The organism is Celeribacter sp. SCSIO 80788, assembly GCF_051054295.1.
GTDB lineage: Bacteria > Pseudomonadota > Alphaproteobacteria > Rhodobacterales > Rhodobacteraceae > Celeribacter.
On sequence record NZ_CP150482.1, the window covers coordinates 3,227,792 to 3,249,576 of the forward strand.

Annotated in this window: 25 protein-coding genes; 15 read left to right on the forward strand and 10 right to left on the reverse strand. The window is 61.6% G+C overall.

Annotated elements, in window-relative coordinates; all coding sequences use genetic code 11:
* Positions 1 to 14: 14 nt before the first annotated feature.
* Positions 15 to 989 carry an ABC transporter ATP-binding protein gene (locus tag V1471_RS16255; protein ID WP_434290079.1) on the reverse strand — a complete coding sequence of 325 codons (975 nt, stop codon included), beginning with the start codon at positions 987 to 989 and terminating at the stop codon, positions 15 to 17.
* Positions 990 to 1,238: 249 nt separating this feature from the next.
* Between V1471_RS16255 and V1471_RS16260 the strand changes: the two genes are divergently transcribed.
* Both V1471_RS16260 and V1471_RS16265 read left to right on the forward strand, forming a co-directional pair.
* On the forward strand, positions 1,239 to 1,925 hold the full coding sequence (locus tag V1471_RS16260; protein ID WP_434290081.1) for a GntR family transcriptional regulator: 687 nt from the start codon (positions 1,239 to 1,241) through the stop codon (positions 1,923 to 1,925).
* Entirely contained in the window at positions 1,922 to 2,755 is an 834-nt protein-coding gene (locus tag V1471_RS16265; RefSeq protein WP_434290083.1) for a GNAT family N-acetyltransferase, read from the forward strand. The genes V1471_RS16260 and V1471_RS16265 overlap by 4 nt, the downstream gene beginning before the upstream one ends.
* 3 nt (positions 2,756 to 2,758) lie before the next feature.
* Here V1471_RS16265 and V1471_RS16270 read toward each other — a convergent pair whose 3' ends face one another.
* The 3 genes from V1471_RS16270 to V1471_RS16280 are packed head-to-tail and all read right to left on the reverse strand — an operon-like array spanning position 2,759 to position 4,841.
* Positions 2,759 to 3,562 carry a metal ABC transporter permease gene (locus V1471_RS16270; RefSeq protein WP_434290085.1) on the reverse strand — a complete coding sequence of 268 codons (804 nt, stop codon included), beginning with the start codon at positions 3,560 to 3,562 and terminating at the stop codon, positions 2,759 to 2,761.
* Positions 3,559 to 4,359, reverse strand: a complete 801-nt coding sequence (locus V1471_RS16275) for an ATP-binding cassette domain-containing protein (protein ID WP_434290087.1) — start codon at positions 4,357 to 4,359, stop codon at positions 3,559 to 3,561. Before V1471_RS16275 ends, V1471_RS16270 begins: the two co-directional genes overlap by 4 nt.
* Entirely contained in the window at positions 4,356 to 4,841 is a 486-nt protein-coding gene (locus V1471_RS16280; protein WP_434290089.1) for a Fur family transcriptional regulator, read from the reverse strand. The genes V1471_RS16275 and V1471_RS16280 overlap by 4 nt, the downstream gene beginning before the upstream one ends.
* 119 nt (positions 4,842 to 4,960) lie before the next feature.
* On the opposite strand from V1471_RS16280, the gene V1471_RS16285 reads away from it, so the two are divergent.
* The 8 genes from V1471_RS16285 (at position 4,961) to V1471_RS16320 (ending at position 12,353) form a co-directional block, all read left to right on the forward strand.
* Entirely contained in the window at positions 4,961 to 6,022 is a 1,062-nt protein-coding gene (locus V1471_RS16285; RefSeq protein ID WP_434290091.1) for a zinc ABC transporter substrate-binding protein, read from the forward strand.
* Positions 6,023 to 6,171: 149 nt separating this feature from the next.
* Complete coding sequence (locus tag V1471_RS16290) at positions 6,172 to 6,966, forward strand: S49 family peptidase (protein ID WP_434290093.1); 795 nt, start codon at positions 6,172 to 6,174, stop codon at positions 6,964 to 6,966.
* A gap of 171 nt (positions 6,967 to 7,137) precedes the next feature.
* Positions 7,138 to 8,082 carry a calcium/sodium antiporter gene (locus tag V1471_RS16295; protein WP_434290095.1) on the forward strand — a complete coding sequence of 315 codons (945 nt, stop codon included), beginning with the start codon at positions 7,138 to 7,140 and terminating at the stop codon, positions 8,080 to 8,082.
* Between the two features lie 9 nt (positions 8,083 to 8,091).
* Positions 8,092 to 8,877 (forward strand): SDR family oxidoreductase, encoded by a 786-nt coding sequence (locus V1471_RS16300; protein ID WP_434290097.1) that lies wholly within the window; start codon positions 8,092 to 8,094, stop codon positions 8,875 to 8,877.
* 324 nt (positions 8,878 to 9,201) lie between these two features.
* Positions 9,202 to 11,088 (forward strand): excinuclease ABC subunit UvrC, encoded by a 1,887-nt coding sequence (gene uvrC / locus V1471_RS16305; RefSeq protein WP_434290960.1) that lies wholly within the window; start codon positions 9,202 to 9,204, stop codon positions 11,086 to 11,088.
* A gap of 18 nt (positions 11,089 to 11,106) precedes the next feature.
* Positions 11,107 to 11,673 (forward strand): CDP-diacylglycerol--glycerol-3-phosphate 3-phosphatidyltransferase, encoded by a 567-nt coding sequence (gene pgsA, locus V1471_RS16310; protein WP_434290099.1) that lies wholly within the window; start codon positions 11,107 to 11,109, stop codon positions 11,671 to 11,673.
* Positions 11,663 to 11,914, forward strand: coding sequence for a molybdopterin converting factor subunit 1 (gene moaD, locus V1471_RS16315; protein ID WP_434290101.1), 252 nt, complete (start codon positions 11,663 to 11,665; stop codon positions 11,912 to 11,914). The genes pgsA and moaD overlap by 11 nt, the downstream gene beginning before the upstream one ends.
* 1 nt (position 11,915) lies before the next feature.
* Positions 11,916 to 12,353 (forward strand): molybdenum cofactor biosynthesis protein MoaE, encoded by a 438-nt coding sequence (locus V1471_RS16320; RefSeq protein ID WP_434290103.1) that lies wholly within the window; start codon positions 11,916 to 11,918, stop codon positions 12,351 to 12,353.
* Positions 12,354 to 12,355: 2 nt separating this feature from the next.
* On the opposite strand, the gene V1471_RS16325 is transcribed toward V1471_RS16320, so the two are convergent.
* A complete protein-coding gene (locus tag V1471_RS16325; protein ID WP_434290105.1) occupies positions 12,356 to 13,249 on the reverse strand; it encodes a LysR substrate-binding domain-containing protein in 894 nt (297 codons plus the stop codon).
* Positions 13,250 to 13,353: 104 nt separating this feature from the next.
* On the opposite strand from V1471_RS16325, the gene V1471_RS16330 reads away from it, so the two are divergent.
* Complete coding sequence (locus V1471_RS16330; protein ID WP_434290107.1) at positions 13,354 to 13,749, forward strand: (R)-mandelonitrile lyase; 396 nt, start codon at positions 13,354 to 13,356, stop codon at positions 13,747 to 13,749.
* Positions 13,750 to 13,782: 33 nt separating this feature from the next.
* Positions 13,783 to 14,526, forward strand: a complete 744-nt coding sequence (locus tag V1471_RS16335) for an SDR family oxidoreductase (RefSeq protein WP_434290109.1) — start codon at positions 13,783 to 13,785, stop codon at positions 14,524 to 14,526.
* A 127-nt stretch (positions 14,527 to 14,653) separates the two neighbouring features.
* Here V1471_RS16335 and V1471_RS16340 read toward each other — a convergent pair whose 3' ends face one another.
* From V1471_RS16340 to ubiA, 3 genes are all read right to left on the reverse strand, one after another.
* A complete protein-coding gene (locus tag V1471_RS16340; protein WP_434290111.1) occupies positions 14,654 to 14,980 on the reverse strand; it encodes a hypothetical protein in 327 nt (108 codons plus the stop codon).
* Positions 14,977 to 16,914 (reverse strand): OmpA family protein, encoded by a 1,938-nt coding sequence (locus tag V1471_RS16345; protein WP_434290113.1) that lies wholly within the window; start codon positions 16,912 to 16,914, stop codon positions 14,977 to 14,979. Before V1471_RS16345 ends, V1471_RS16340 begins: the two co-directional genes overlap by 4 nt.
* 63 nt (positions 16,915 to 16,977) lie before the next feature.
* On the reverse strand, positions 16,978 to 17,943 hold the full coding sequence (ubiA, locus tag V1471_RS16350; protein ID WP_434290115.1) for a 4-hydroxybenzoate octaprenyltransferase: 966 nt from the start codon (positions 17,941 to 17,943) through the stop codon (positions 16,978 to 16,980).
* Positions 17,944 to 17,954: 11 nt separating this feature from the next.
* On the opposite strand from ubiA, the gene V1471_RS16355 reads away from it, so the two are divergent.
* The 3 genes from V1471_RS16355 to V1471_RS16365 all read left to right on the forward strand — a co-directional run bounded on the left by V1471_RS16355 (position 17,955) and on the right by V1471_RS16365 (position 20,645).
* A complete protein-coding gene (locus V1471_RS16355) occupies positions 17,955 to 18,680 on the forward strand; it encodes a 16S rRNA (uracil(1498)-N(3))-methyltransferase (RefSeq protein WP_434290117.1) in 726 nt (241 codons plus the stop codon).
* A complete protein-coding gene (locus V1471_RS16360) occupies positions 18,677 to 19,183 on the forward strand; it encodes a hypothetical protein (protein WP_434290119.1) in 507 nt (168 codons plus the stop codon). Before V1471_RS16355 ends, V1471_RS16360 begins: the two co-directional genes overlap by 4 nt.
* Before the next feature lie 91 nt (positions 19,184 to 19,274).
* On the forward strand, positions 19,275 to 20,645 hold the full coding sequence (locus V1471_RS16365) for a glutamate--cysteine ligase (protein WP_434290121.1): 1,371 nt from the start codon (positions 19,275 to 19,277) through the stop codon (positions 20,643 to 20,645).
* A 27-nt stretch (positions 20,646 to 20,672) separates the two neighbouring features.
* On the opposite strand, the gene V1471_RS16370 is transcribed toward V1471_RS16365, so the two are convergent.
* A complete protein-coding gene (locus V1471_RS16370) occupies positions 20,673 to 21,128 on the reverse strand; it encodes a DUF805 domain-containing protein (protein ID WP_434290123.1) in 456 nt (151 codons plus the stop codon).
* Positions 21,129 to 21,236: 108 nt separating this feature from the next.
* Positions 21,237 to 21,752 carry a DUF805 domain-containing protein gene (locus V1471_RS16375; protein WP_434290125.1) on the reverse strand — a complete coding sequence of 172 codons (516 nt, stop codon included), beginning with the start codon at positions 21,750 to 21,752 and terminating at the stop codon, positions 21,237 to 21,239.
* Between the last annotated feature and the right edge of the window lie 33 nt (positions 21,753 to 21,785).

A 21,785-nucleotide genomic window follows, 5' to 3' on the forward strand; every position in this document is an offset into this window, starting at 1 on the left:
GATGGATCGTAGAGTTAAGCCTGGAGGCGGTGGGCCCGCCCCTCGTCCCAGGCGAGGCTGACCGCATCGCCCGGATTTTTCGGATTCGCATAGAAGGTGCCCTCGGGCACGAGCGCCAAAACCTCTTCGCCCGCTTCGGTCATCGAGGTCATCGCCACATGCGCGCCCTGATATTCGACGGAGGTCACCGTGGCCGACAGGCCGTGATCGCCCAGAACCACCTCATCGGCCCGAAGCGCCACCTTGGCCCCGTCGAGCGAAATGACATTATGCCCGCCCATGAACCGCGCCACGAATTCGGTCTTCGGCGCGTTCCACACGTCGCGCGCGGCGCCTGCCTGTTCGATCACCGCGTTGTTCATCACCACGATCTCGTCGGCGAGCGCCAGCGCTTCGTCCTGCCCGTGGGTGACGTGGATAAAGGTGATGCCCAGCTCGCGTTGCAGGCGTTTCAACTCGGCCCGCACCTTGATCCGCAGAAACGGATCGAGCGCCGACAGAGGCTCGTCGAGCAACAACACCCGCGGTTTCGTCACCAAGGCGCGGGCCAAAGCGACGCGCTGTTGCTGGCCGCCGGAGAGTTGCGCGGGCAGGCGCTGGGCAAAGCTCGTCATATGCACAAGCTCCAACATTTCGTCGGCGGCCTTATGGCGGCTCGCCTTGTCGACGCCCTTCATCCGAAGCGAAAACGCCACGTTGTCGCGCACCGAGAGATGCGGGAACAGCGCATAAGACTGGAACATCATCGCCGTACCGCGTTTCGCGGGAGGCAGATGGGCAATGTCCAGCCCGTCGAGCACGATCGAGCCATCGGAGACGCTTTCATGTCCGGCGATCATTCGCAAAGTCGTCGATTTGCCACAGCCGGACGGCCCCAGCAGGCACACATAGGTGCCATTGTGAAACACGTAATTCACATCCCTCACGGCGACCGTGTCGCCATAGCGTTTGGTCAGATGTACGAGTTCCAAATCTTTTCCAGAGCGCATGTCCGTCCGCCTTGTCTGCGTTTCACTGCTCTGACGCTGAGCCGGTTTCCGGCATGGGCGAAGATTTTTCCGTCCTCCTGGCCCTGCGGAACACGAAATGCCTGCTGTTTGGGCGCGTCGTACATAAGAGTGCATTAATTATGCGCTATAATTGTATACAATCTTGTGGACGAAAATTTTCTGTCACCGCACTTGAGAATCAGCGCCCGGGGCGGAAAGTAGACCGATCAGAAGACGAAGGACGATCAAATGGCGGAGCCGGTTGAGCAGAAAGAAAGCGGAAGCGCACGGGTTGCGGAAAGTCTCGCCATGGCGATCCACGAACACCGGCTCTCCCCCGGCATGAAGCTCAGCGAGGACGAGGTGGGCGAGATCTACGGTGTCAGCCGCACCGTGGTGCGCGCCGCCCTGCAACAGCTCGCCCATGACCATCTCGTCGAATTGAAACGCAACCGCGGCGCGTTCGTCGCCCAGCCCTCCGTCAAGGAGGCGCGCGAGGTGTTCGAGGCCCGCGCTTTGCTGGAGCCGCGCACCGCCCGCTCCGCCGCCGAGCGCGCGACGCCCGAAGACATCGAGATCCTGCAACGGCATATCGACGAGGAACACGCCGCGACTCATGCCGGTGACACCGGGCGCGCCCTGCATCTGTCGGGCATGTTCCATGTCGAGATCGCCCGCATCGCCGATCAGACCACGGTCGCCGATTTCATCGCCCAGCTCGTCTCCCGCTCCTCGCTGATCATCGCGCTCTATTGGCAAAGACGCACGGCGCTTTGCGAAAGCCATGCCCATGACGCACTGATCAAGGCGCTCGCCCGTCATGACGGCGCGGCCGCCGAGGAAATGATGAAACACCATCTGCTCGACCTTTTGACCTCGCTCGATCTGCGCGATCAGCCCTCGGTGCCGAAATCCCTCAAGGAGGCGTTGAATTGATCCTCCGCCCCGCCAGCGCCGCCGAAGTGGTCACTGTGCTCGACTGGGCGGCGGAAGAAGGATGGAACCCAGGCCTCGACGATGCCGCCCCCTTTGCCGGGGCCGACCGGAACGGGTTTTTCGTCGCCGAAAAGAAAAGCGGCCTCGCCGCCGCGATCTCCGTGGTCAATCACTGTCCGGGCTTCGCCTTTCTCGGCCTCTATATCTGTCGCCCGAAATATCGTGGGCGGGGCATCGGTCTGAAACTCTGGCAGCACGCGCTCGACCATGCCGGGGACCGCACCGTCGGCCTCGATGGCGTCGCGGCCCAGCAAGACAATTACGCGCGTTCGGGCTTTGTCAAAACCGGCTCCACGGCGCGGTTCGAAGGCGCTGTGAGGACGCAGTCTCCTGCCGACATCCGGCCCGTTTCCAATAGCGATCTTGCCGATCTCGGCGGGCTCGATCTCCTGGCCAACGGGTTTCTGCGCCCGCGGTTCCTCTCCGGCTGGCTCGGCGATACCGAAACCCGTCGCACTATGGTGCTCGATGGCCCCGACGGCCCGCTGGGCTTTGCCACCGCGCGGCTCTGTCGCGAGGGGTGCAAGATCGGTCCGCTCGTTGCCCCCGATAAGGACAGCGCCCTGCGCCTGATCTCCGCCGCCTGTGCCGCGCTCGGTCAGGACAGGGCCATCCTCGACGTGCCGGAGATGCAGTCGGGTTTCCGCAATGCGCTGGTCGAGAGCGATTGGCAGATCACCTTCGAAACCGCCCGCATGTATCGCGGCGAGCCGCCTGCGCCCGGGCATCCCGAAACCCTCTTCGGGGTGGCGACGCTGGAGCTTGGTTAGGGCTTAACTGACCCGCGTGCGGATCAGTCGGACGAGGTTCGCCAGCACGAAGATCAGCGCGGCGACAGTCACGATGGTCGGACCGGTCGGCGTGTCGAAGGTGAATGCGCCCTGAATGCCGCCCAGAACCGCCATGACGCCAATGAGCGTGGCGATCACCGCCATGCGCTCCGGTGTGCGCGAAAACGGTCGCGCACTCGCCGCCGGGATCAGCAACATCGCGGCAATCAGAAGCGTGCCGACCACCTTGATCGCCACCGCCACCACCATCGCCAGCGCCAGCGACAGGATCAACTGCTCGCGTCGCGGCGACAGGCCCGAGGCCATCGCAAGATCGGGGTTGAGCGTCGTGGTCAAAAGCGCCGACCAGCGCCAGTACAGCAGAACGGAGACCAACACCGCGCCGCCCCAGATCACCGCAAGATCGCTGCGCCCGACGGCGAGAATGTCGCCGAACAGATAGGCGTTGAGATCGACCCTGACGTTGGGCACGAAAGACACGGCAACAAGCCCGAAGGCCAGCGCGCTGTGCGCCATCACGCCCAGCAAAGTGTCCATGGCAAAACCGCGGCCCGACAGGGTCGAAACGGTGAACGCCATCAACAGCGCAATCACAAGGACCCCCGCGAAGATCGACACGTTGAACGCCAAGGCCAGAGCGACCCCCAGAAGGGCCGCGTGTGCCGTGGCATCGCCGAAATAGGCCATCCGCCGCCAGACCACGAAACAGCCCAAAGGCGCCGCCGCCAGCACAAGACCGATCCCGGCCAGAATGGCACGGACAAGGAAATCGTCGAGAAGGCTCATGCGGAGGTCACCTTGTCCTGCGTTTGGCTCTGGTTCTGCCCGTGGTCCTGCGTGTGCGCATGCGCATGGTCCTGCGCATGATCGTGATCGCAATGGTCATGGCTGTGGTCATGTCGGTAGAGCGCCAGCGCGCCATGCGTGCCGGTGCCAAAGAGCGCCCGGTATTCCGGCGCGGAGGCGACATGCTCCGGCGCGCCATGGCAACACACATGACCATTGAGACAGATCACCCGATCCGACGTGGACATCACCACATGCAATTCATGGCTCACCATCAAAACCGCGACGCCTTTGTCCTGTCGCAGCCGTTCGATCTGGCTGTAGAAATCGGCGGAACCGGATTGGTCCAGCCCCTGAGTGGCCTCGTCGAGGATCAGAAGATCGGGATCGTTCAAAAGCGCACGGGCCAGAAGCACGCGTTGAAACTGCCCGCCCGACAGGTCGGTCATCTGCCGCAGGCAAAGATGGCCTGCACCGGCATCGTCGAGCGCGGCATGGGCGGCGGCGTCGCTCACCCGTTTCGGCAGCGACAGGAACCGCCGCACCGTGAGCGGCAGGGTCGGGTCGATATGCAGCTTTTGCGGCACATAGCCGATGCGCAGACCCTTCTGCCGTGTCACCGTGCCGCTTTCCGGGGCCAGCGCCCCGATCACGACCTTCATCAGCGTCGATTTGCCGGAGCCGTTCGGCCCCACGATGGTGACGATCTCGCCCGGCTCGACCGTCATCGAGACGTCGTCAAGCACCAACCGCCCGCCAAGATGCAGGGTCACATTTTCAATGTTGATGAGGCTCATTTTTCACGCGCCAGACAGTTCGGGCAGGTGCCCTCGGCCTCCAGGACCGCACGGGAAATGCGAAACCCCGTGGTCGCCGCAATATTCGCCAGCAGGCTGTGCGACGGATCGGTTTCCGCCTCCGCTACCGCATGACAGGAGGTGCAGATCAGAAAGGCGGGGGTGTGCCGCTCGCCGGGATGGGCGCAGGCGATGAAGGCGTTGAGCTTCTCGATTTTGTGAACAAAGCCGTTTTTGGTCAAAAAATCGAGCGCGCGATAGGCCACTGGCGGCTGACTGCCGAACCCGTCTTCGGCCAGGCGGGCCAGCACGTCATAGGCCCCGAGCGCGCGGTGCTCTTCGAGCAGAATCTCCAGCGCCCGCTTGCGCACCGGCGTCAGATGCAGCCCGGCCTCGCGACAAGCGTGGTCCGCCGCCGCGACGCCATCCGCGACGCAATGGCTGTGATCGTGGTGCTGAAATCCGATCGTGTTCGGGTCCATGGCATCGCTCCGGTATGACGAGTCGCGCAGTTGGTTTGCTAACAGGAGCCCTTGATATGTTATCACCTGTACTATATCAAGCCCGAGACGTAATAACATAACATGCATCAGAGGCCAGAATGACCCTTCGTTCCTCCCTTCTTTCTGTCAGCTTGCTCGCCAGCGCACAATTCGCCGCCGTTTCCGCCGCCTATGCCGAGGTTCCCAATGTCGTCACCGACATGGCGCCGATCGACTCGCTTGTGGCTCAGGTCATGGGCGATCTCGGCACCTCGACCCAATTGATGCCGCAAGGCGCCTCGCCGCACGGCTACTCCCTGCGCCCGTCGGAGGCCAAAGCCCTGCAAGCCGCCGACATCGTCTTTTGGACCGGTCCGGTGATCGAGCCCTGGCTCGACGAGATGATCGACGAAGTGGCCCACGACGCCCATTCGGTGCCTCTGGCGCTGGCTGAAGGCGCGACTGTCCTGCCGGTGCGTGAAGGCGCGACTTTCGAGCGTCACGTCCATAGCGATGACGAGCACGATCATGACCACGGTGAAGCCGATCATGAGGCTCATGACGATCACGCCGAAGAGGCGCACGACGATCATGACGACCATGACCACGATGAGCATGATCATGACGAGCACGGCCATGATGATCACGATGACCATGACCACGAAGGGGCCGATGGTCACGCTTGGCTCGATCCGATGAACGCCCGTGTCTGGCTCGGTGTCATCGCCGAGGAACTCGCCGAGCACGACCCCGAAAACGCCGCCACCTACGCCGCGAATGCCGCTGCGGCCCAACAGACGCTGGACGTTAAAATCGCGGAAATTCAGGCCGAACTGGCTCCGATCTCCGATCTGCGCTTCGTCGTCTTCCACGATTCCTTCCAGTATTTCGAAAACCGCTTCGGTCTTCAGGCCACCGGCTCCATCTCGCTGTCGGACGCCACCGCGCCGAGCCCGGCCCGCGTAAAGGAAATTCAGGACAAGATCAAATCCGAGGGCGTCACCTGCGTCTTCTCCGAACCGCAGTTCAACGCGGGCCTTGTCGCGACCGTGCTCGATGGCACTGATGCGAAAACCACGGTGATCGACCCGCTGGGCGTCGGGCTGACCCCGGGCGCCGGGTTCTACGGCGATCTGATTGACGCTGCGGCTGAGGCTTTCAAAACCTGCGCCGCCGAGTGATCGTCCGGTGATCGTCCCGGTGATCGTCCGGTGATCGCCCAGAGCTTGCCTGTGATCGCCGCGTAAATTCGGAACAAATGTAAAAAAAGGGCACGGGGGGTCTTCCCGTGCCCTTGTTTGTGCCGGGGGGGAGTTTTACATCCCAAGGCATGAGCCTCAGCATCCCCTTTCTCGCGTCGCCGCCAAAGGTCAATGTCGTCCGCCTGAACGGTGCGATCATGACCCGTCAGGGCGGTTTGAACGACCAAAGCCTCGCCCCCGCGATTGAGCGCGCCTTTCGCAAGGGCAAGCCCTCAGCCGTCGCGCTGTCGATCAATTCACCGGGCGGCTCGCCGGTGCAATCCTCCCTGATCGCGGCCCGGATCACCCGTCTGGCGCAGGAAAAAGAACTTCCGGTCTATGCCTTTGTCGAAGATGTCGCGGCCTCGGGCGGCTATTGGCTCGCCTGTGCCGCCGACAAGATTTTCGTCGATCCAAGCTCCATCGTCGGCTCCATCGGCGTGATTTCCGCAGGCTTCGGTTTCGACCAGTTCATCGGCAAACACGGCATCGAACGCCGGGTTTACACCTCCGGTCGCTCGAAAAGTCAGCTCGATCCCTTCCGCCCGGAAAACCCCGAAGACGTGGCGCGGATCAAATCTCTGCAAGAAGAAATCCATCAGGCTTTCATCGCCCATGTCACCGCCTCCCGTGCCGAGCGGCTTTCGAAAGAGGCGGAGCTGTTCGACGGGGCCTTCTGGACCGGGGCGAAGGGCGTCGAGCTTGGCCTCGCCGATGGCATCGGCCATCTCGTTCCCACGATGAAGGACATCTACGGCGACAAGGTGAAGCTCTCGGTCTTCGGCCCGAAACGCCCGCTGTTCCGTCGCTTCGGCACCGAACTCGCCTCCGGCCTCACCGCGCAGGTCGAAGAACAGGCCCTCTGGGCAAGGTTCGGGCTCTGATCGCATGGTTTTCAAGATCATCAGCGTCTTTCTGATCTTCATGATGGTGCTCGCCCTTTTCGGCCGACTGCGCTTTCCGGGTCAGCAAAAGCTGAACGATATGAAATGTCCGAAATGCGGGCGTTACAAAATTGGTAAAGGCCCGTGTGCCTGTGAAAAGGACAGATCCTGATGGATTTCATTTATGCGGTTGCCGGTCTGATCATCCTGCTGATTGCAGGCGATATGTTGGTGCGCGGCGCCGTGAACCTGTCCCTGCGACTGGGTATTCCGGCGCTGATCGTCTCGCTCACCGTCGTCGCCTTCGGCACTTCCGCGCCGGAGCTTTTGGTGTCCGTGTCGGCGATTTTCGACGGGGCACCGGGGCTGGCACTCGGCAACGTCATCGGGTCGAACACCGCCAACGTGCTTCTGGTGATGGGCATTCCTGCCATGATCTCCACTCTTCATGTGATCGACAATTCCACCCGCGCCTCCTATCTCCAGATGCTGGGTGCGACCGTGCTGTTCATCCTTCTGGCGCTGCGCGGCACGTTCGACTGGATTGCCGGTCTGATCCTCCTGGCCGCGCTTTTCGCCATGATCGGTCACGCGATCTATGAGGCCCGCTGTCACCGCGTCGCCCAGCGGGACGTCGAACCCGAAGAGGTCGAAGGCGCCGATCCCGACATGCCCTGGATCAAGGTCATCGGTTTTCTGCTGGTCGGTCTCATCGGCCTGCCGTTCGGTGCGGACATTCTGGTCGATGCCTCGACCAATATCGCCCGTGCCTTCGGCGTCTCCGAAACCGTGATCGGCCTGACCCTCGTGGCCCTCGGCACCTCCCTGCCAGAACTCGCGACGACCGTCATGGCGGCGCTCCGCAAACAGGCCGACGTCGCCTTCGGCAACGTCATCGGCTCCAACATGTTCAACCTTCTCGGTATCATCGGTGTGTCGAGCCTCGTCGGACAGCTTCCGGTCGACAAGGACCTGATGGATTTCGACATCTGGGTGATGCTTGGCGTGTCTGTCCTGCTCGGCCTGTTCGTGCTCAAGCGCATCGACATCACCCGGGTTTGGGGGATCGCCCTTTCCGTCCTATATGTTCTCTACATATTGGCTGTGCTGGGCTGAGGAGATCGTATGACACTGCGCAAGGCGCTTGTGACCGGGGCGGGGCAGAGGCTTGGCCGTGCCATGGCCCTGTCTCTGGGCGAGATGGGGTTTGACGTCGCGGTGCATTGTCATCGCTCCCGTGCCGAGGCTGCCGATCTGGTCGAGGCCCTGCGCGCCATGGGACGCAAGGCGTCCGTGTTGCAGGCCGATCTGCTCGACGAGGCGCAGGTGGAGACCCTCGTGCCGCGTGCCGTGGATGCGCTCGGTGGGCCTTTGACGCTTCTCGTCAACAACGCTTCGATTTTCGAAGACGATACGGTTGAGACCGCCACCCGGCAAAGCTGGGACCGGCATTTCGAGAGCAACCTGCGGGCGCCCTTCGTGTTGACGCAACAGTTCGCTGCGCAGGCCCCCGATCCGGTGTGCGATCCTGACGGTCGCCCGCGCGCGCAGGCGCTCGTGGTCAACATGATCGATCAGCGTGTGCGCAAGCTCACGCCGCAGTTCATGACCTACACGCTTGCCAAATCCGCGCTCTGGACGCTCACGCAAACTGCGGCACAGGCTCTCGCGCCCCGTGTGCGCGTCAATGGCATCGGGCCCGGTCCGACGCTTCAGGGCGCGCGCCAGAGCCCGGAGGACTTTGCAGACCAGCAAAAAGCGACCCTTTTGCAGCGCGGCGCAGAGCCCGCCGACGTCATCGCCGCACTGGCCTATCTGGTCTCCGCGCCCGCTGTGACCGGGCAGTTGATCTGCCCCGACAGCGGTCAACATCTGGCTTGGGAAACGGCGGACGTTCGGGGCAACGAGTAAGCCCTGTTAACCTTTTCAAGCAAAAGTTTTGCACGTCTCTCGGGTTTGTTTCATTTTCGTTACTAAAATGTAAACAATATCAAGGGTTTGCGATATGCTCTTAAAAATACCATTTAAAATCAATGCATTAAAAACGAGTTCATTTTTTGTGCAAATGGGTGAATACGCATGAATCCAAGGGGAAATCCGTGTTCACGAAAACTTATAGGCAGGGTTATCCACAGAAATGGTGGATGAGTTAGCTCTTGCTCTCGGAGCGATAAGATTGCAGCCAGAGGGGGAATCGGAGGCAGGCAGATGAGTGACGTAAAGGGCAGCGAAAATATGGACCCGACGCCGGAGACGTCCCGCGTCGACGCGCACAAGGACGTGCCGCGCGGCTATGCCGTGATCGACGCCTATGTCAAGCAGCTCGACGGCTCGCCCGGCGTGTATCGCATGCTCGATCCCGAGCATAACGTGCTCTATGTCGGCAAGGCGAAGAACCTCAAGAACCGCGTGTCGAACTACGCCCGCCCCTCGGGCCATTCCGCCCGCATCGCCCGGATGATCTCCGAGACCTCGCAGATGATGTTCCTGACGACCCGGACAGAGACCGAGGCGCTTCTGCTCGAACAGAACCTGATCAAACAGCTCAAGCCGCGCTACAACGTATTGCTGCGCGACGACAAAAGCTTCCCGAACATCATGCTGACGAAGGACAGCGATTTCCCGCAGTTGTCCAAGCACCGCGGTGCGCGCAAGCGCAAGGCCGCCTATTTTGGCCCCTTCGCTTCCGCCTCCGCTGTGAACCGCACCCTGAACCAGTTGCAGAAGGTCTTTCTTTTGCGCACCTGTTCCGACCCGGATTTCGAGAGCCGCACGCGCCCTTGTCTGCAATACCAGATCAAACGGTGCACCGCGCCCTGCGTCGGCAAGATCTCGAAAGAGGACTATGCCGAGCTGGTGAACGAGGCCGAACGTTTCCTTCAGGGCCGTCACTCCGGCCTTCAGGAAAAGCTCGCCCATGAGATGCAGGAGGCCTCCGACGCGATGGAATTCGAACGCGCCGCCGCTTTCCGCGACCGCATCCGCGCTCTGACACAGGTTCAGACGGCGCAGGGCATCAACCCACGCACCGTGGGCGAGGGCGATGTGATCGGGCTGCATATGGAGGGCGGGCAGGCCTGTGTTCAGGTCTTCTTCATCCGCGCGCATCAGAACTGGGGCAACAAGGATTTCTACCCGAAAACCAATGGCGCGGAGGCGGAGGAAGTCCTTGCGGGCTTCATCGGGCAATTCTACGAAAAACGCGACCCGCCGCGCCAGCTTATCCTGTCCCACGACATCGAAGAGCGCGAGCTGATGGAAGCCGCGCTGTCGGAGAAAGCCGGCAAGAAGATCGAAATCCTCGTTCCGCAGCGCGGCGAGAAACAGGAGCTTGTCGCCTCCGCGCTCCGCAACGCCCGCGAAAGTTTGGGCCGCAAAATGTCCGAAGGGGCGGCGCAGGAGAAACTCCTCGAAGGGCTCAAAGAGGCTTTCGATCTGCCGCGCGTGCCTGAGCGGGTTGAGGTCTACGACAACTCCCATATTCAGGGTGCCCATGCCGTCGGCGCGATGATCGTCGCGGGGCCGGAGGGGTTCATGAAGAACCACTACCGCAAATACGACATTCGCGGCGATGACATCACCCCCGGCGACGATTTCGGCATGATGAAAGAGGTTCTGACCCGCCGCTTCAAGCGTCTGTTCAAAGACGATCCCGACCGGTCCAAAGGCCTCTGGCCCGATCTCCTGTTGATCGATGGCGGCGCGGGGCAGGTCTCTGCCGTGCATGAAATCATGGTCAAAGAGGGTGTCACCGACATTCCGATGATCGGCGTCGCCAAGGGCATAGATCGCGATCAGGGCAAGGAAGAATTCCATCGCATCGGCCACCGCGTCATGGCGCTGCGGCGCAACGATCCGGTGCTCTATTTCATCCAGCGCATGCGCGACGAGGCCCACCGCTTCGTCATCGGCACGCACCGGGCGAAACGCTCGAAAGCGATGGGTCTGACGAAACTCGACGACATTCCCGGCATCGGCGCCACCCGCAAACGTGCGCTTCTGGCGCATTTCGGCTCCGCCAAGGCGGTGGAGGGCGCGCATCTCGACGATCTTATGGCCGTCGACGGAATTTCCGAGAAAGTGGCCCAGACCGTCTACGACTTCTTCCATGAGCACGGGTGAGAGAGTAAGGAGAAAACCATGACATGGAACCTGCCCAATATCCTCACCGTCTTCCGGCTGCTTTGCGCGCCCGGCGTGGCGCTCGTTTTCCTGATCCTGCCGCGCCCCGTCGCCGACTGGGCCGCGCTGATCCTGTTCGCCTCCGCCTCGATCACCGATTTTCTCGACGGTTATCTGGCCCGCAAATGGGATCAAATGTCGAAATTCGGCGCCATGCTCGACCCGATTGCCGACAAGGCCATGGTGGTGACGGCGATCGCCGTACTGACCATGCTCCATGGGGCGAATGCGCTGATCGTGATCCCGGCGGCCTTCATCCTTCTGCGCGAAACCTTCGTCTCAGGCCTGCGCGAATTTCTGGGCGACACCGCCGGGACGCTCAAGGTCACGAAACTCGCCAAGTGGAAAACCACGTTCCAAATGGTCGCCATTGCCGTGCTCTTCGCCTATGGCGCGACCGATTTCGCGCCGCTCTTCACCCTCGGCATCGGGATCTTCTGGCTCGCGGGCCTGCTCACCGTGATCACCGGTTGGGATTATCTGACCAAAGCCATGCCTTTCCTGCGAGATCACCATGAAGATTGAGGTGCTCTATTTCGCATGGGTGCGCGAGCGCATCGGGGAGCCGCGCGAGACGGTCGAAACCTCTGCCGCGACGGTCATGGACTTGGTCGAGGAGCTGAAATCCCGCGAAGAGCGCTACGATCTCGCCTTCTCCGATCTCAAATCCCTGCGCGTCGCTCTCGATCAGGAGTTGATGGAGTTCGATGCGCCCCTAGACGGCGTGCGCGAGGTGGCCTTCTTTCCGCCGATGACCGGAGGCTGAAATGCGCGTGTCCGTCCAGCCCGAAGATTTCGACCTCGCCGATGCCCTCAAGGGGTTCGGCAGGGCCCCGAACACCGGTGCGACGGTCAGCTTCACCGGCCTCGTGCGCGACGACACCGGCACGCTCGATCACATGGAGATCGAGCATTATCCCGGCATGTGCGAAGCCGCGATCACCAAGATCGCCGAGGAGGCCGCAACGCGCTGGTCCCTCACCGACTGCCTCGTCATCCATCGCTTCGGTCAATTGCGCCCCGGCGATCAGATCATGATGGTCGCCACTGCCGCCCGCCATCGGGTCGAGGCCTTCGAGGCCGCCGAATACCTGATGGACTACCTGAAATCCCGCGCGCCGTTCTGGAAAAAGGAAGTGACGCGCGAGGGGGCCGATTGGGTTGCTGCGAAAGAGGCGGACGAAGACGCGCTCAAGCGCTGGTAGGCTCAGCCGCGATAGCGCAGCGCTTCCATGAACCGTGTAAACGCCGGGGAGGCCAGCCGCCGGTTGGGATAATAGAGGTGATAGCCCTGAATGGGCGGGCACCAATCGCTCAACGCCACTTGCAAACGTCCGTTATCGAGATAGGGCCGTGCCAGATCTTCGGGCACAAAGGCCAGCCCATGCCCGTCGAGCGCCGCATGAAGCACCGACAGGATGCTGTCATAGGTCGCTTGCCCGCTGACCCGAACCTCCATCTCATGCCCGTCCTTTTCGAACTCCCAGGCATAAAGCCCGCCGCGTGAGGTCAGGCGCAGATTGATGCAGCGGTGATCCGTCAACTCCCTCGGATGCTGCGGCGCGGGGTGCTGTGCGAAATACTCCGGCGTGCCGACCACGAGAAACCGCCAGTCCGGTCCGATCCGCACCGCAATCATGTCTTTGCTCACAGATTCGCCAAGCCGCACGCCCGCGTCGAAATGCGCGCCGACGATATCGACCAACCCGTTGTCGATCGACACTTCGACATGGATATCCGGGTACTCCGGCAGGAACCGTGCAAGCGCCGGACGCAGGAGGGTCTCCGCCGCATGTTCCCCCGAACTGATCCGCAAGGTGCCGGCGGGCTTGTCCCGCAACTCGCTCAGCGCTTCGATCTCCGCATGGATCTGTTCGAAATGCGGGGAGAGGGCGGTGAAAAGCCGCTCTCCGGCTTCCGTCGTCGCCACGCTCCGCGTCGTGCGCGCCAAAAGTCGCAGGCCGAGCCGTTCCTCCAACGCCCGGATCGTATGGCTCAGCGCGGAGGAGGACACACCAAGACGGGCCGCCGCCCTGGTAAAGCTCTGCGCTTCGGCAACGGCGAGGAACGCCCGCAATTCTCCCAATTCATCTCGCGCCATTGCTAAATTATACTCACTAGTTCATCCCAATTATGCCATCTAATCGAATAGCGCGCCCGGCCTTAGATATCCATCGGAATTGATAGGACTGGAAAGGACGCACCATGGAAATCATCCGTGCAAATGATCTGCCAAAGATGGCGGGACCGAGTGACTGGTTCACCGGGGCGGTTGCGGTCGAGATGTTGTTCAACGGCTTCGACAAGGACCGCGTGCAAGGCGCGCGTGTCACCTTCCAACCCAGCGCTCGCACCGCTTGGCACACGCACCCGCTCGGCCAGACCTTGATCGTGACCGAAGGGGTCGGGCGGGTTCAACGTCTCGGCGGCCCGGTCGAGACCATCCGCACCGGCGACGTGGTCTGGTTCGCGCCCGGTGAAAAACACTGGCACGGCGCGGCTCCCGACAGCGCCATGACCCACACCGCCATTCAGGAGGTTCTGAACGGCGAGGTCGTCGCGTGGATGGAGCCTGTCTCCGACGCAGAGTACGGCGCCTGAGGGCGCTCCGTGAAACCCGAAAAGGAAAAGACCATGATCAAAGATAAAGTCGTCATCATCACCGGCGCGTCGTCCGGCATTGGCGAGGCCACCGCCAAAGAGATCGCCGCCAAGGGCGCGAAAGTCGTGCTCGGTGCACGCCGCGAAGACAGGCTCCGCCAAATCGCGGAAGACATCTCCGCCGCTGGCGGCGAGGCGATCTATCAGGTTCTCGACGTCACAAAGCCCGAGGACAATGCCGCCATCGTTGCGCGCGCCAAAGATCGCTTCGGTCGTGTCGATGCGATCTTTCTGAACGCGGGCGTTATGCCGGTGAGTAACGTCTCCGCGCTCAAGACCGCGGAATGGAAGCAGATGGTCGATGTGAACATCAACGGCGTGCTCAACGGTGTCGCTGCCGTGATGCCGGAATTTCTGGCGCAGAAGTCGGGTCATATCCTCGCGGTGTCTTCCGTCGCGGGGCTCAAGGCCTATCCCGGTACTGCGATCTATGGCGGCACGAAATGGTTCGTGCGCGACTTCATGGAAGTGCTCCGCATGGAGGCTGCGATGGAAGGCACGAACATTCGCACTGCGACCCTCTATCCGGCGGCGATCAACACGGAGTTGTTGGAGACGATCACCGACAAGCAGGCGGCCGACGGGATGCAGGGGCTATACCAGACCTTCGGAATTGCGCCGGACCGGATCGCCAAAGTGGTGAGCTTTGCGCTCGACCTGCCGGAGGATGTGACTGTCAACGAGTTCACTGTCGGTCCTGCCAATCAGCCGTGGTAAGCGATGGCGCGGGGCGAGCCGTAATAAAGAAAATCCGGCGCCTGCGGGTGTCGGATTTTTGTCTCTCAGAGGTCCGACAAAAGTCCGACACTTGTCCGACGCTTTGCCGACAGCAAAAAAGCGGGGATTATCCCGCGTTCATCCGCTCGATATAGGCCCGAAGTTCCTCGGCCTCCTGACGCGCTTCCCGAAGCCCGTCCATCGCCGCCCGCAGCTCCGCCTCGGTCTGGTTGGTCTGTGTCGTCATCTCGGCTTCGCGATGCTGATAATAGGCAATCGCCTGATCGCGCTCTTCCTCGGCCTCGTGCAACTGCTGCGCCATGGTGTCGAGATCGTTCATCTCGCCCTGGCCCACGCGCACGAACCGATGGACCAGCCAATGCGCGAACCAGCCCATCACGAAAGCGATGAAAAGCACGATCGCCGTGGCGATGATCAATTCGGTTCTGTTCATTCCGTATCCCCGTTTTCTGTCCCGTCTGCGCCAGCGTCCGCCTCAGTGTTCACGTCGGTTTCCGCCGTATCGTCGGTGCCCGCATTTTCCCCCTGCGCGCCCTCCGGTGTCGCCGTCTCCGGCTCTTCTGCGTTTAGCAGTTTGAATGCGATCCGACGGTTTTCCTCACGGCCTTCTTCGGTGCCGTTGTCGGCGATCGGTTCGCTTTCGCCATAGCCTTTTGCGGTGAAACTGACCCCCGCCACCCGGCGCATCAAAAGCCCGTCGAGGACGGAATTTGCCCGCTGTGTCGAGAGGTTAAGGTTCATCGTCTCGCCGCCCTGACTGTCGGTGTGGCCGCCGATTTCCATCTCGACCTCCTCGCACTCCTTGAGCGCTTCGGCGATGCGGTCCAGCGTATCGTTCGCTTCGACATTGAGCTCGACCGAGCCCGGATCGAAGACGATTTTCGAACTGGCGACAATGGCGTTGGCCTTGGCCACGCATTCCTCCGGCGTCGGCAGATCGAGCACCGGGTCGAGTTTCTTCACATAGGTCACGTCGATGGTGAATTCCGCGCCGTCGCCGAGCTTGTCCGAGAGGATACCGGCAATCGCTGCCTTGGCATTCTCGTTGCCGGTCTCGCCGCGGATCTCGACCATGTCCTCGCTCATGATCGCGGAACCACGGGTCACCTCGCCAAGCGCCTCGATCACGGCCATGGCGCGCATCGCCCAGCCGGAGGGCAGCGTGTCGTCGATGCGCATCGCGGAATAGACCGAATGCGACCCGAACTCGGCACGGGCGAGGGCTTCGGTGGCCTGTTTGCTGCGCTCGTCGGGGATGCGGCCGCGCAGCTGGGTCTGGCCCTCGGGCGAGCGGGTGACAACGAATTCGGCATGCTCATCCTCGCTTTCGGCCTGTTCCGCCTGCGGCAGGGTCGAGTGCAGGATGAAGGTCGGCGGCAGATCTGCCTCAAGCTCGCCCACCACGGTATCGAACAGGGCGGGGGAGGTGCCTTCGGCGGCGATCAGGTTCACGTCGCCATCGGTAAAGGTGATGCTGCCCTGGCCGAGTTTCGCCAGCGCCCGCATGCCGGTTTCCACCGCCACGGCCCATTGCGCCGAGGGGGCGCCAAGGCCCACCGTGCAATGCGGGTCGTCGATGCCAAGCGATTTCGCAGCAGCCAGAATGCGCAGGTGGCCTTGGGCGGTTTCGGCGACGCAAGCATCGAAATGCGGCCCGGTCTCGTCGATCAGGAAGCGCGCGGTAAAGGGCGTGATCACCGGTCGCGGCGCGGCGATGTCGAGCCGGGTGCGGATCGTCTCCGGCAGTTCGGCTTTGAGATTTTTCTCGAACGCGGCTTTCTGCGCCTTGCTTTCCGCGAGCGCCGTGACGGTGATCCCATCGGCGGCCAGCGAGATTTTCGAACGTGGCAAAAGCGCAATGGCATTGAGCCCGAACTCCATGGCCTCGTCCCACGCTTCGGGTTGCGGATAATCCGCCTGTTCCATCAGATCGGCGATGGAGCCGGTGCGGCTGGCTTTCTTGAGGCTCTCGACGAAACGGGCGCGATCCCAGGACGAGGGCACCAGACCGATCAGGGAAATGCCGCTGTCATTGCGCAGGATTTCGATGGAAAAACGCGGGGCGGGGATGTCTTCCTGTTGCACGACGTTCATCACGTTGATCACACGCGCCGGATCGACCACATGGCCCGCCGCACGCTGGGCGGCGAGCTGGGTCTGCTCATCGGGGGCCACCCCGGTCAGAACGATCTGCAATCCGTCGCCTTCCACATCGACCCAGTCATAGCCTTGCAGGGTCATTTCGTTCACGACGGCCTTGGTCGAGGTTGTCTCGATAAAGCGAGCGCCGATCGCGGCACCGGCCAGACAGAGAATGGCCCCAAGGATCAGAGCGGCGAAAACGGGCAGGAAGTTGGATATACGCATCAAACGAAGTGGCCTGTTGTGAGATGTGGCCTTTGTCTTAGGGGGTTCGGTCCAAGGCTGCAATCAAAGGAACACGGCAATGGCAAGAAACAGCGCAGCCAGGAGGCCGGTGTCGCGGTTTGCCCGAAAAAGCTTCAGACAGACATCGGGATTGTCGGTGTCAAGCCGCGCCATCTGCCAGGTCATGTGCAGCCCCATCGCCCAAGGCGCGCCCAGAGCGACGACGAGGGCCAGAACGGAACGGTCGGCCAGCGCTTCAATGATGCCCGCAGCCATCAGGATGACGGTGATCACGAGAAAACGTTTGAGCCAGCGCGGGGTCTCTTCGCCAAAGCGCCTTGCGGTGGATTTCACCCCGATCAGCGCGTCGTCTTCCTTGTCCTGATGGGCATAAATCGTGTCGTAGAAAATCGTCCATGCGATGCCCGCCAGATAGAGGAACACCGGGGCCATGCTCAGCTTGCCCGCCACGGCGGCATAGGCCAGAAGCGCGCCCCAGTTGAAAGCGATGCCGAGAAACACCTGCGGCCACCATGTAAAACGTTTGGCAAAGGGATAGACCGCAACGGGCAGAAGCGAGGCCACGCCCAAGAGGATCGCGAGCTTGCCGAAGGTCAGAAGGATCGCACAGGCGATGAGGCTCTGAACGATCATCCAGGTGGCGGCCTGTTTGACCGTGACCTGCCCCGAGGGGATCGGACGGCTTTTGGTGCGCTCCACCTTGTCGTCGAAATCCCGATCCGTGATGTCGTTCCAGGTACAGCCCGCCCCGCGCATCAGCCACGCCCCCAGAGCGCAGCCGATCATGATCCAGACCGTGCGCAGGCTCAGCGTTCCGGTCTCAGCCGACGCCAAAAGCGCGCCCCACCAGCACGGGATCAGCAACAACCATGTGCCTACAGGTCGATCCGCCCGCGACAGCCGAAGATAGGGCCGGGTCCATGCCGGGGCGCGATGGTCCACCCAATTTCCCTTGACGGCATCGGCAACTTGCCCGTTCATCTCTGGCGTCACGCGGTCATCGGTCATATGTAGGGTCCATGGTTGAAGCGAAAATCAGGCTCTATGTAGATCACCCACTGTCGGTGGGGCAATCCATTCCTCTGGAACGGGAGCAAGCGCATTACCTTTTCGGGGTGATGCGGCTGGCTGCGGGCGCATTTGTCGCGCTGTTCAATTCCCGCGATGGGGAGTTCGTGGCCGAAGTCTCTGAGGCGAACAAGCGCGGCGGGGCTCTGACCTGCGTCGAGAAGACGCGCGAACTGCAAATGCCGCCGGATCTCTGGCTCCTGTTCGCGCCGATCAAAAAGGCCCGCACCGATTTCATCGTTGAGAAAGCCGCCGAGATGGGCGCGAAACGCATCTGCCCCGTGCAGACCGATTTCACCAATTCCGAGCGCATCCGGCAGGATCGGTTGCAAGCCCATGCCATTGAGGCCGCCGAGCAATGTGGCGGGACCTATGTGCCCGAAGTGGCCGACCTCATGAAGCTCGACCGTCTTCTGGCCGACTGGGACCCGGAGCGGCAGATCATGTTTTGCGACGAAACGCTCGTTGGCGCGGCCGAGGTTTTGGGCGATGTCAAAGGCGGCAAATGGGCCATTCTGATCGGCCCCGAAGGCGGGTTCTCGGACACAGAGCGCAAACGCCTTCATGCGTTACCCTATGCTCATGCGGTTTCGCTCGGTCCCCGCATCCTGCGCGCCGATACGGCGGCGGTGGCGGCCCTCACCCTCTGGCAGCAACAGCTCGGGGATTGGTCGTGAGACCGGAGATTCGCGCGGGCTTGCTGCGCTGGCGGGAGGTGATCGTCGGGCTGGTGTTTGTGGCGCTTTTCGCGTGGTGGGCAGCGTCTTCTTACGGCGTGATGCGCTGGATCGCCCTGACGGTGACCGTTATTGCCGTCATCTTCGCCTTTGCCGCCGTACAACGCGCCCGGTTCTCGCAGGGCGGCGGTGGCTTTGGGGCTGTCGAGGTGGACGAGGGCGTCGTCAGTTTCTTTTCGCCCCTCACCGGTGGCCAGATCGAGATCGACGCGATCTCTGCCGTGACGTTGCTTCCCGGTCCGAAAGGCCACGCCCACTGGCAGCTCGACGCCTATGGCCAGTCGCCTCTGACCATCCCGCTCAATGCCCACGGGGCGGAGGCTTTGTTCGATGTTTTCGTCGGGCTCGACGGGCTTGAGACCGAAAAAATGCTCCGCGATATCAAGTCCAATCCCGATAAGCCCCTGGTGATCTGGCGCAAACGCACAGCGGTTCTGCACTGAGGGCGCCTCTGCGATGCCCTCAGTCGCATTGACTTCCATGGACGCTTGCCACATCTCTACCGGACCAAGAAACGCTTCGGAGTATTCCTGCATGTCCATTCCTCAATCCGGCGGTGGCCCGATCGAAAGCTATGACGACCTCGTTGGATATTTCGAAGAGGGCTGCAAACCCAAGGATCAATGGAAGATCGGCACCGAACACGAAAAGTTCGGCTATTGCGAGGATAAGCTGAAACCTCTGCCCTATGCGGGCGAGCGCTCGATCAAGGCGATCCTCGAAGGGTTGCAGGACCGCTATGGCTGGAACCCGATTTTCGAGGGCGAACACCTCATCGGGCTTGAGCTGAACGGCGCGAATGTGTCGCTTGAGCCGGGCGGGCAGCTGGAGCTTTCCGGTGCGCCTTTGGACAATATTCACCAGACCTGCGACGAGGTGAACGAACACCTCAAGGAAGTGCATTCGGTGGCCGATGACATCGGGGCGCGGTTCATCGGGCTTGGCATGGCGCCGACATGGACCCATGACGAGATGCCGTTGATGCCCAAGGGGCGTTACAAGCTGATGGACGCCTATATGGACAAGGTTGGCACCACCGGTACGCAGATGATGCGCCGGACTTGTACCGTTCAGGTGAACCTCGATTTCGCGTCCGAGGCCGACATGGTGCAGAAATTCCGCACCGCACTGGCATTGCAACCGGTCGCCACCGCGCTCTTTGCCAATTCGCCCTTCAAGGAGGGCAAGCTCAACGGCCACAAAAGCTGGCGGTCTTACATCTGGCGTCATCTCGATCCGTCACGCACCGGCATGCTGCCCTTTGTGTTCGAAGACGGCATGGGGTTTGAGCGTTACGTCGAATACGCGCTCGATGTGCCGATGTATTTCGTCTACCGCGACGGCAAATACATCAACGCTTTGGGCCAGTCCTTCCGCGATTTCCTCAAGGGCGAACTGCCCGCGATGCCCGGCGAAAAGCCGACGCTCAGCGATTGGGCCGATCACCTCACGACGCTGTTCCCGGAAGCCCGGATCAAGAAATACATGGAAATGCGCGGTGCCGATGGCGGTCCGTGGCGTCGTCTCTGCGCGCTTCCGGCCTTCTGGGTCGGTCTGATGTACGATCAGAACGCGCTCGATGCGACGACCGATCTGATCAAGGGCTGGACGCCCGAGTTCCGCGAAGAGCTGCGTGTGGCGGCCTCCGTCGATGCGCTTCAGGCCGAGGTCGGCGGCGTCAAGATGCTCGATCTGGCGCGCGAATGCGTGGCGATTGCCGAAAGCGGGCTCAAGGCGCGCGGGCGCGAAGGCGCGGGCGGCATGGTGCCGGACGAGACCCATTTCCTCAATGCGCTGAAAGACAGCATCGAAACAGGCCATTCCCCGGCGGCGGAACTGATCGAGCGCTTCGAGACCGATTGGAACGGCGACGCTTCGAAAGTCTTCGGCGAATATTCCTATTGAAAAAGGGGCCTGCGGGCCCCTTTCCTTTTACTGGCGTGTGACCGAAGGGATGGCGCTATCCTCATAGGACAGGGGCCCACCCTCGCCTGTGATCGGATCGGGGCCAAACCGGTTCGGCCCTGCGGTGCCGCGGCTGACCATCCAGATGAAGAGGATGAGAGGGCCGACCAGCGGAATGAGCACGAGCCAGTACCACCAGCCCGATTTGTTACGGTCGTGCAGGCGGCGGACCATGGCAGAGATGCTTGGCAGGAACAGAGCGAGCGAAACGATCGGATAGAAGATCACGATGTCGGAGGTGCGCAAGAAGCTCCCCGGCTTGCTGACTTGCGTCTGTCCGAAAAGCGTCAGGTCGATGATGATCGCGACGATGCTGACGAGAAAGACGAAAAGTGCCCACCACCAATATTCCGCCCGCCGTGCGCGGCCGGAAAAGGTGACGTATTTTTGAAAGCAAATTTTTACGGCGTCGATGAATGTCATGGAACTGTCCCTTGAAGATTTCATCAGTCTTCGGGCAACCGGAGCGTGAAGCAAGGGGAAATTATACCGAGGAACAGACGGCAAATTTCCCGAGGCTTTTGTGCCGCATCACCCGTTCTGGCCAAGCACCCGTCGCCGGTAATACTCGTGTATTTCCTGTCGACGCGCTTCCTCGAATTCCTCCGAATGGGCTTGCCCGGCCTCCGGAATGCGCATCAGGGCGGCATAACCAGACTGGGCGGAACGGCCCGAAAACCGGTCTTTGGGGCGCGCGCCGCCGTCGTTTTCGGGATCGCCCCAGCTATTGCGATGCGGTTCCGAAGGCAGCAGGTAGAAGATCAGCAGAATGATCGGCCCGACAATCGGTGCAAAAGAAATGAAGAACCAGAAGCCCGAACGCCCGATGTCGTGCAACCTCCGCACGGTCATCGACAGGTTGGGGATGAGGTTCAGGAGCCAGAACCAGATCAGCAGCGTACCACCTTTGGCGAGATCCAGCGCGAGCAGAATGGTGACGAGACCGTAATAGGTTGCAAACCACCAGAATTCCGAACGCGAAGCGCGTCCCGAGAAGTTGAAAGCTCTGAAATAGCCATTTTCTACGGCTTTTAACGGTCCGGCCATACTGTCCCCCGACAAATCGTTACGGGGTCGATT